This window comes from Synechococcus sp. R6-7 (genome assembly GCF_047461695.1).
Classification (GTDB): domain Bacteria; phylum Cyanobacteriota; class Cyanobacteriia; order Thermostichales; family Thermostichaceae; genus Thermostichus.
On record NZ_JANSHS010000148.1, the window covers coordinates 1 to 9619 of the forward strand.

At 59.4% G+C, this 9619-nt stretch carries 10 protein-coding genes; 5 read left to right on the forward strand and 5 right to left on the reverse strand.

Features of this window, described 5'->3' with window-relative positions; translation table 11 throughout:
* The first annotated feature begins 130 nt into the window (after positions 1-130).
* Positions 131-1237 carry a chlorophyll synthase ChlG gene (gene chlG, locus NW815_RS05090; protein WP_414352183.1) on the forward strand — a complete coding sequence of 369 codons (1107 nt, stop codon included), beginning with the start codon at positions 131-133 and terminating at the stop codon, positions 1235-1237.
* A 184-nt stretch (positions 1238-1421) separates the two neighbouring features.
* Entirely contained in the window at positions 1422-1883 is a 462-nt protein-coding gene (locus NW815_RS05095; protein ID WP_414387784.1) for a hypothetical protein, read from the forward strand.
* Between the two features lie 109 nt (positions 1884-1992).
* Here NW815_RS05095 and NW815_RS05100 read toward each other — a convergent pair whose 3' ends face one another.
* From NW815_RS05100 to NW815_RS05120, 5 genes are all read right to left on the reverse strand, one after another.
* Complete coding sequence (locus NW815_RS05100; RefSeq protein WP_414415773.1) at positions 1993-2139, reverse strand: EAL domain-containing protein; 147 nt, start codon at positions 2137-2139, stop codon at positions 1993-1995.
* Positions 2140-2269: 130 nt separating this feature from the next.
* Complete coding sequence (locus NW815_RS05105) at positions 2270-3658, reverse strand: MFS transporter (RefSeq protein ID WP_414387782.1); 1389 nt, start codon at positions 3656-3658, stop codon at positions 2270-2272.
* A gap of 79 nt (positions 3659-3737) precedes the next feature.
* On the reverse strand, positions 3738-4478 hold the full coding sequence (locus NW815_RS05110; RefSeq protein WP_011432178.1) for a Uma2 family endonuclease: 741 nt from the start codon (positions 4476-4478) through the stop codon (positions 3738-3740).
* A 40-nt stretch (positions 4479-4518) separates the two neighbouring features.
* Positions 4519-5904 (reverse strand): aspartate ammonia-lyase, encoded by a 1386-nt coding sequence (locus tag NW815_RS05115; RefSeq protein ID WP_414387785.1) that lies wholly within the window; start codon positions 5902-5904, stop codon positions 4519-4521.
* A gap of 41 nt (positions 5905-5945) precedes the next feature.
* Positions 5946-6212, reverse strand: coding sequence for a hypothetical protein (locus tag NW815_RS05120; protein WP_414332053.1), 267 nt, complete (start codon positions 6210-6212; stop codon positions 5946-5948).
* Positions 6213-6505: 293 nt separating this feature from the next.
* Between NW815_RS05120 and infC the strand changes: the two genes are divergently transcribed.
* The 3 genes from infC to NW815_RS05135 all read left to right on the forward strand — a co-directional run bounded on the left by infC (position 6506) and on the right by NW815_RS05135 (position 9594).
* Positions 6506-7063, forward strand: coding sequence for a translation initiation factor IF-3 (gene infC / locus NW815_RS05125; protein ID WP_414387780.1), 558 nt, complete (start codon positions 6506-6508; stop codon positions 7061-7063).
* A 15-nt stretch (positions 7064-7078) separates the two neighbouring features.
* Complete coding sequence (gene bcp / locus NW815_RS05130; protein WP_414387779.1) at positions 7079-7543, forward strand: thioredoxin-dependent thiol peroxidase; 465 nt, start codon at positions 7079-7081, stop codon at positions 7541-7543.
* Positions 7544-7647: 104 nt separating this feature from the next.
* On the forward strand, positions 7648-9594 hold the full coding sequence (locus tag NW815_RS05135) for a serine/threonine-protein kinase (RefSeq protein ID WP_414387777.1): 1947 nt from the start codon (positions 7648-7650) through the stop codon (positions 9592-9594).
* Positions 9595-9619 lie beyond the last annotated feature (25 nt).

The window sequence follows — 9619 nt, forward strand, 5'->3', positions numbered from 1 at the left end:
GCGGGGCTCCTGCGATTTCTAGCTGACTTTAAACTTTCTGACTCTTTCCTCTTGTTTGAGCAATCCGGCTAGGATGTCTCAGAATGGGGGTGGTTATCCCCGTTATTGCAGTTTGATTGCGCATCCCACCATGAGCGAAAAGATCCCTCAAGATCCCTCCTTGCCGGAAGTGGCGGCTGAGATGGCCTTTGCTGCAGAGCCCAGTTTAGAGGAGGTAGGAGCTACTGCGGAAGAAACCACCCCAGACTCGGATCCCGGCAAGGGATCCCCTGGCACCGGCGGGTCGAATGCGCAGCGTGTCCGTCAACTGCTGGGCATGAAAGGAGCAGAGGTGGAGTCTCGCTCCATTTGGCAGTTGCACTTGCAACTGATGAAGCCTGTCACCTGGATCCCTTTGGTGTGGGGTCTGATTCCGGGGGCGGCATCTTCCGGTCACTTCACCTGGACTTGGGAGAATGTGGCTCTCATTTTGGTGGGCATGATTCTGGCGGGCCCCCTGATGACGGGCTATACCCAAACGGTGAACGAATACTACGACCGCGAGATCGACGCCATCAACGAGCCCTACCGCCCGATCCCTTCGGGGGCCATCTCTCTGCAGCGGGTGGTTATCCAAATCTGGGTGCTGCTGATCTTGGGGTTGGGCTTGGCCTACGCTCTGGACTGGTACACGGGCCATGACTTCCCGGTGATCACCTGCATTGCGCTGGCAGGAGCCCTGATTGCCTACATCTACTCGGCGCCGCCCCTGAAGCTCAAGCGCAACGGCTGGCTGGGCAACTACGCCCTGGGCGCCAGCTACATCGCCCTGCCCTGGTGGACAGGTCACGCCTTGTTTGGCGAGCTGAACTGGACGGTCTGCATCCTGACGCTGATCTACAGCTTGGCCGGGCTGGGGATTGCTGTGGTCAACGATTTCAAAAGCATCGAGGGGGATAGGCAGTTTGGCTTGGCCTCTTTGCCGGTGATGTTTGGGGCGATGGGGGCCGCTTGGATCTCGGTGCTGATGATCGACCTGTTCCAGTTCGGCATGGCCTCGTTTTTGCTGGGGGCGGGCCTAAAACTTTACGCGGCCCTTTTGGTGCTGCTGATCATCCCGCAAATAACCTTCCAAGATATGTACCTGCTGCGGGATCCTTTGAACAACGATGTGAAATACCAAGCCAGCGCGCAGCCCTTTTTGGTGTTGGGCATGTTGGTGGTCGGGCTGGCGTTGGGCCGCTCGGGGCTGTGGTAGTCGAGCCGACGGCAAAGTGCCCATCTTGGCAACAGAGGTGACGGCTTCCGCCCTGGGTTCGGCCCGACATCTGGGCCAAGATCAAGTCAAGATCAAGTTAGGTTGAGCCAGGGATCCATCCCCTGCAAGGATCGTTGGCGGATCCCTGGAAGCTATTATGGCCCTGGGCCAAAGGAGATATCCAATGAAGCTGTTGTTTCCCCTCCAACTCGGCCTAAGCCTGGCTTTGCTCTTGGGGCCGCTGGCCGTCTCTCCCGCCCAAGCGCAGCGGATCGTCATCGACGGGCGGGGGATCGTGGTAGAACCCAGCACAGGTGGCTCGGTGATCCTCAATCCCGACCAGCCGGTCTTTTCTCCAATCTTGCCCTCTGCAGTTCCTTTTTCCATCGATGAAGAAGGCAAGATCGTCTCTGCCCCTGGCTACCGCTGCAGTGCGGCTACTGCTGCCGACAACTCCCCCATCATCTGTCGCTCCCAGTTCAACCGCAACGACGTGGTGGTGTATGAGCGGGACGGCCAATCCAACACCTTCCTTGTGAACATCGACAACACGGTGACCCGGCCCTCCGGCAGTGGGCTGCGGATTTTGCCCAGCTCTGAACCGGTGACTCCCTCGGGTAGCGGCCTGCGCATCATCCTAGACTGAGGGCAGGGATCCCTTCACCTCTTGTCCAATTGCAACCGCAGCATTTGCTCTGCATCCTAGAGAGGTTTGGCGAAGAAATAGCCCTGGCCATACTCGCAGTTCAACAGCCTCATTGGTGCAGTCGCTGTAGGGTTTCGATCCCCTCGGCAGTGACATCCATTCCCAGGCTGCGGGCCAAGGTGATGATCAGGCGAATGGTCTCGGCATTTTCTCCATTCGGCCCCCAGCGCGAGATGAAGGAGTGATCGATTTTCAGGCCATTTTTTCAGGCCATTGATGAGGTAATCCTGCAGGCCCCTGAGAGAGGAGTAGCCTGGGCCGAAGATCAAAACCCCCGCAATTGCGCCAGTTGCTCTGCCGCTAGAAACCGTAGCCTATTTTGCGGTCTAAGGAGATCTTTCGATGCTGGGGTGGTATTGTTGCCGTCTTTCTTCCAATTCCATCAGGATCTGCTGATGACGCTGCCGGGTGATTGGGTAGAACCACACCAGCAAGATCCCGCCGATCAAAGCCACTCCCGGTAAGGGGCCAATGGCAACGCGAATGGCCAACAAAGCCGATTCCGGCTGGATGGGCAGGGCCTCTCCGGCCACCGAAGGCACAAAGCCGGCCCAATCCAGAGCTTGCCCCACGAAAAACAGTCCCAGCGCCAGGCCCACCTTTTGTAAGAAGACCATAAAAGCGTAGAAGATCCCCTCCCGCCGCTCCCCGGTTTGTAGTTCATCCAGATCGATCACATCCGGCAACATCGACCAAGGGCCGAGATAGGCTGTAGCAGAAACCCCAATGCCGGCCAACAGAGCCAGCCCAATCATGATCCCCTGCTGCCCGGGCTGGAGAAAAAACAGGCCTGCCTGCGAGATCAGCCAAAACCCCGCCCCAATGAGGTACATGGTGCGCTTGTCCAGATGGGTGCTCAGTTGGGTCCAACCGAACAGCGTCAGCACTGCGATCCCCTGTACCGCCAGTACCACCAAGGAAATCCACACCTCCGGCAGGCCCATCCAGAAGACGATGAAATAAGGGATGATTGTGGCTGTGAACTGAAACGCTAGCCAAGAACACAGGTAGATGCCGCTGACAAACAGGTAGGGGCGGTTGCTGAAGGCCACCCGCAGTTGTTGAACCAGGGGCATGGGATCCCGTTGGGATGGATACCGTTCTCGCACCCCCCAAAAACAGATCAGCAAGGGCACAGCCGAGATCACTCCAAAACAGGCTCCGGCCAGCAGGTGGCCGGCAGCCCGATCCGGCAGCAGGTTGACCAAGAGCGGAAAAGTAACCACCGCAACCATGCTGCCCCCTACAGAGAAGGCAAAGCGGAATTGGTTGAGCTGGGTGCGCTCGTCGTAATCCTGGGTCAGCTCCGCTGTCAGGGAGGCGTAGGGAATATTGGCCGCAGAGTAGAAGGTATTGAACAAGAGCGACACCGCCAGGTAGTAGGCAAACAGGGGGCCAATCCGACCGGGAAAAGGGATCCACCACTGGGCCAGGAACGTGAGGCCAAAGGGGAGGGCTGCAAACAGCAGCCAGGGGCGGCGACGGCCCCAACGGGTGCGGGTGCGGTCGCTGAGAATGCCGATGATGGGATCGTTGATGGCATCCCAAAAGCGAGTGATGGCGTAGATGCTGCCGGCTAGGCCTGCCGACATGCCAACGGTATTGGTGAGAAAGGGCAGCAGGAAAAAGATGAGGATGTTGGCCGTCATGCCTGTGCCCAGATCCCCCACCCCATAGGCCAGCTTCGTCCACAAACTGAGTCGCTGTCTGGTCATCATGTCCCCCTGGAATGCCAGGATTCCAGTGTAGGGGGTAGGTGGAGATTTCTTTTTTGGGGATCCCTGGAAAAGCTGATCAAAATTCAGGGTCTTCTCCCAGTTCCCGTAGCCGCTGGGCCAGTCGTTCGGCTCGGGAGCGTTCCAATTCTGCCCGCTGCCGTTCCAATTCAGCCCGTTGCCGTTCCAATTCAGCCCGCTGCCGTTCTAGTTCAGCTCCCGTAGGCAACAATTGCCCTGCCCTATCATACCAGCGCACCCAAAAGCGTTCTCGCCCCTCGTAGGATCCCCACCACCGACCGATACTCAAGTCCAAATCGGGCAACAGAATTGGGGGATGTTCTCCAGCGCCTGAGCCGGGGAGCAGCTCATAGTGTCCGCCCTGGAGTTGATAAACATTCAGCTCATCGGTCTCTAGCTCGAAGGTGACGTAGTAGGGGATCCGCAGCCGCCTTTCGTAGAGCTGGAATTTGGCTTGTCCGGGTTTTTCTTCCCCCTGGTCGTTGCAGATGATCTCCAAGATGAGAATAGGCAAGATATTCCCTTCATCCCAAACCACATAACTTTTGCGGGCAGTGCCATCCCGCCAACGGGGAACCCCCAGCACCAGAAACAAATCTGGAACAATGACCTGCCGGGGTAGGGCGTAGTAAAGGCCCATATTGCAAGCCACAAAAAAGTCTTGCCGATCTGACCAGTGCAGCAGCAGCGGTTCCCGGAGGAGGGGGTATTGGCGGCCTTGATCCTCGTTGTCCAAGGGGGTGTCGTCTGTATCGGGCAAGTCGTGCTGGGTGGGCCAGCGATAGGGGGCGATGGTCATGGCCAGGCAGGAGCAGTATGCCTCCACTGTAGCGAATGGGTTAGGACTGCATTTGGCTCATCGCCTCCAGATCCAGCACCTTGGCCACCTGTTCCGGGGTCATCAAGTTGCGCTCTAAGACAATCTGCCGAATGGACTGGCCGGTTTCCAAAGAAGCCTTGGCCACTTCTGCAGCTTGCAAATAGCCGATGTAGGGGTTGAGGGCGGTCACCAAAGCCAGCGTCCCTTCTGCGTAGCTACGGCAGCGCTCCGGTTTGGGGGTGATGCCTTGAATACAGCGCTCGGCAAAGACCCGCAGGCTGTTGTTTAGGATCTGTAGGCTGTGCAGGAGGTCATAGGCAATCAGGGGCATCATCACGTTGAGCTCAAATTGCCCCGCTTGGGCTGCGAGGGTGATGGCGGTATCCAGCCCAATCACCTGGAAACAGACCATGTTCAACATCTCGGCTATCACCGGGTTGTACTTGCCAGGCATGATGGAAGAGCCGGGCTGCACCGGCGGCAGTTGGATCTCCTTCAGGCCGGTCTTGGGGCCAGAATCCATCAGCCGCAGGTCGTTGGCCAGCTTGATGCCATCTTGGGCCAGGTTGCGCAGGGATCCCGACAGATGCACAAAGGGGGCCATGCTCTGCATCGCCGCCATGGGGTGGGGAGCAGGGGTGAGGGGCAACTGGGTATACTCTGCCAGCCGTTGCACCACCTTTTGCCGGTACTGGGGATGAGTGTTGAGGCCGGTGCCGACGGCGCTTCCCCCCAGCCCCAAGCCGCACAGGGCCTGGCTGGCCTCCTCAATCCAGCGACGGTGTTGGGCAAAGATGGCCGCGTAGGCGCCGAAGCTATCCCCCAGCCGCACTGGCACCGCATCCTGCAAATGGGTGCGACCGGCCTTGAGGATGCCGCGAAACTCTTGGGCCTTCTGCTCCAGCGCCGCTACCAAATTGTCCAGCGTGCCCAGAAAATCCCGTCGCACCCGCAGCAGGGCAGCCAGACGAATGGCGGTGGGGATGACATCGTTGGTGGACTGGCCGTAGTTGACATGGTCGTTGGGGCTGACCCGCTCGTAGCGGCCCTTGGGCTCCCCCAGGATCTCCAGAGCGCGGTTGGCCAGCACTTCGTTGACGTTCATGTGGTGGGAGGTGCCCGCCCCTGCTTGGTACACATCCACCACAAACTGATCCCGCAGGGATCCCTGGAGGATCTCATCCGCCGCTTGGACAATCGCCTTGGCCACCTCTGCCGGAATGCACCCCAGCTCGCCGTTGACCTCCGCCGCCGCCTTTTTAATCAGCACGCAGGCCTCCACATACTCTGGCAGGGGCTTGAGGCCGCTGATGGGGAAGTTCTCCAGGGCACGGGCGGTCTGGATGCCGTAGTAAACCGACTGGGGTAGTTGCCGCTCCCCCATTGAGTCTCGTTCGCTGCGCACCTCAGCCAAGGCTTTTCCTCCCCCGTTCGCGGATCCTTGGGCTAGCTTCCGGCAGCCTTCTCTGAGGGTGTCTCGACGGCTGCAGATAAGTTTTGTAAAGTAGCCTGCAACTGCTGGCTGAGGCGCTCGTTGTTCTCTGCCAAGACCAACACCATGGCCGCACAGGCCAGATGCACCCCCGCTCGAAATTCTGCCGAAGACTTGTACTGGATCAGCGCTTCGCTATCCCCTTCCCGCGGGCTGAGGATGAGCTGAACCGACTTTTGGGCCAACTCTGTCAGTTCCCGTTCCGTTAAACCGAGCTGCACCGCTTCTGCCCTCCCTGCTGGCCGACAAACAACCCTCGATCCTGTTCAAGATCGCCACTTTGGTATCCTACCGCGGCCTGGCAGGATCCCCAAGTGAGCGGGCCTTGACAACGCTTGACGGCTCTAGAAAGAGACGGAAAATGCCGGTTAGTATAGGTGCAGCCTGCCTTGGCCTGCGGGCCAGTGGCCGACTTTGATTGGAGAGTCCAAACTCAGGGTTCGGCACTGCTCCGAAGGGGGCTAGTCCTACTTAGCATTTGTCTTGTGTTGTTATTTCGTTGAGAGAGGAAAACTTGACCGTAGAGCGTCCACCTGACCGCTTCCCCCGCAAGCAGCGCGCAGAGCTGCCGGCTATCAACGAGCGCATCCGCTTCCCCAAAATCCGCCTTATCGATACCGACGGCACTCAGTTGGGGATCATGAGCCCGCGCGAAGCCCTGCGCCTGGCAGAAGAAAAAGATCTGGACTTGGTCTTGGTGAGCGAAAAGGCCGACCCGCCCGTCTGCCGCATCATGGACTACGGCAAGTTCAAGTTTGAGAAGGAGAAGAAAGAACGGGAGGCCCGCAAGAAGCAACACACTGCCGAGATCAAGGAAGTGAAGTTTCGCTACAACATCGGCGAGCACGACTACAACGTGCGCCTGCGCAGCGCCCAACAGTTCTTGGGGGATGGAGACAAGGTGAAAGCCACCGTGATGTTCCGCGGTCGCGAGGCCCAGCACGCCGAGCTGGGGGAAGAATTGCTGCAGCGCTTGTTCAAAGACCTGGAGGGCGTGGCGGAAATGCAGCAGCCTCCCCAAAAGGAAGGGCGAAACATCACGATGATTCTCTCTCCCAAAAAATCAGTCTGAGGAGGGATCCCACCTATGCCCCTTGCGGTTGGGGATCCGGCTCCGGAGTTCACCCTGCCCGATGCCGAGGGCAATCTCATCAGCTTGAGCCAGTTGCGGGGCCAGCGGGTGGTGCTCTACTTCTACCCACGAGACAACACTCCCGGCTGCACCCGAGAAGCCTGTGGCTTTCGGGATGCCTACGCTGACTATCAAGCCCACGGCATCGCCATCTTGGGGGTGAGCGCCGACGATGCCCGTTCCCACCAAAAATTTGCCCAGAAGTTCCGGCTCCCTTTTCCGTTGTTGGTGGATGAAGGAGGCAAGGTGGCCAGTGCTTATGGCGTCTTTGGCCCGAAGAAGTTTATGGGCAAAGAGTACAACGGCATTCACCGCACCACGTTTGTGATCGATCCGGAGGGGAAGATCGAGGCCATCATCACCAAGATCAACGTGGAAACCCACGCGGCGGAGCTGCTCAAGCAATTGACTGGTTCATAGCTTCCCGGCTGGGAAGAAACTGGCTATTCGCCAAAAGCGGCGATTCTGGGAGGAGATTTCCATGCTAGGGATAAAGGTGCTGAGATTTCCCTTGGGCTGGGGCCGTGTCCCGACGCAGCCGTACCCTCAAGTCGATTCACGATAGCTACCAAATGTTGGGTTTGGCCGGCCAAGGGCAGTATGGGCGCGTGTTCTGTGCCCGTCCCCACCAGGGGGGAGAGCTGGTGGCCCTGAAGGAGCTGCAGGCGGAGCGCTTTCCCACCCAAAATCTGCTGCGGGAGCTGCGCCATCTGCTCACCCTGAACCACCCCAACATCACCCGCTGCTATGCCCTCGAACATGCCCGCGAGGGTCGCTACCTGGTGTTGGAGTACTGCGAGGGGGGCACTCTGCGGGAGCTGATCAACCAGGTGGAACAGGGGCTGTGGCTGCCGGTCAAACAGGTTTTGGGCTTTGTGGATCAGATTTTGGCCGGGTTGGAGCATGCCCATTGCCAGGGGGTGATCCACTGCGATGTCAAGCCCGAGAACATCCTGCTCAAGCCCACGCCCCAAGGCTGGCAACTGAAGTTGACGGATTTTGGCATCGCCCGTCGCCTGCAGCCTGCTGCCGGCGAGATCACCGCCACCGGATCCCCTGCCTACATGGCCCCGGAGCGGTTTTATGGCCAGTTCAGTCCCGCTTCCGATCTCTACGCGGTGGGGATCATCCTGGTGGAGCTGCTGACGGGCCGACGGCCTTTTTCCGGATCTCCCGGCCAGTTGATGCACGCCCACCTCAACCAGCCGTTTGTCTGTCCAGAAGGGATCCCTGCCCCGCTGCGGGAGGTGCTGGAGATAGCCCTACGCAAGTTGCCCTCGCGACGGTTCCGCACTGCTGCCCAAATGCGGTCGGCCTTGGCGGTGTTTGCCCAAGAGTGGCAAGAGCCGGCCAGTTGTTGGGTTGGCCCTCGCCTGCCCAGGTGGCCGCCCCCTGGGGTACAGGTTTGGGATCTGCCGGATCTGGGCTCTGTTGACACTGGCGGGATGGAGTTCCTGGCCGAGCAAAAGTTCTGCATCTGCGAGGATCCCAGCGGCTCCAGATCGCCGCTGCTGTTGCGGGTGACTCCCCAGAGGCTGGAATGGCTGGAGCTCCAGAACCTTGCCTCGGGATCCCCTGCTTTGGCCCGTTTCCCCCTGGATGAGCCGATTCGGGCGGTGCTGCCCTTGAACACCTTCCCAGAGGCCCTGGCCTTCTCCCAAAGCAGCCTTTTGCACCTCAGCCCCAGCCGCATCCGTACCTTGCTCAGCTTTGAAGGGGATTGGCAGGCCACCTGGCTGGCAGAGCGACAGGAGCTGTTCTGGGCCACCGCCCAAGAGTTGGGGGCCGTACAATGGCAGCCGGCCACGTCGACAGGAACACAGCCTTTCCCCGATTCCCGCTGCTATTTTCGTTGGCCTTGGCAGGGATCCCTGTCCCGCTTGCTGGCCCTCTCGGAGCATCTGGTTTTGTTGACAGGTGTGGGGCAGCAGTGGGTGGAGATGAGCCTCTTGCCCTATCCCAAGGGACACCATCCCACTGTCGCGACCGGTTGGTCTCTGCAGACGGGATCCCAGCCCGTTCGCCATCGCCTGCCCTTGGATCCCCAAGGGGGGGTGATCAGCTTGGGAGAACGGTTGCTCTTTGCGGCAACAGATGAGGGAAGGGAAGGCCAGCAAGGTTGCTGCCCCTATCTCGACTCGGTGCAGGTGAATCCGCTGCGGGTGCGCCGCTGGTTTTTGAAAGGTTGGCCTGTCCAGATGGCCAAGGCCCCTTGGGGCGTGCTGCTGCTGTGTCGAGAGGGCGAGCAATCCACTTCCCTCTGGCTGTACAGTGAAAAAGGGGATCCCCTGGCCCAGATGGCCGTGCCTGACGGCTCACAGGTGTTGCAAGTGGGCCAAAGAGGCAAGGTTTGGCTGCAGGTGCCCAAAGCAGAGAAATCTCACCTGTCTCAGCTTTGGCAATTGGATCTGAACTGCTTGCCGGTGAGTGGACAGCCTTCCCAGGTGATGCTGTGCGACCCAGCGATCTAGGTCGTGTTGATCTTATGTTAGGATA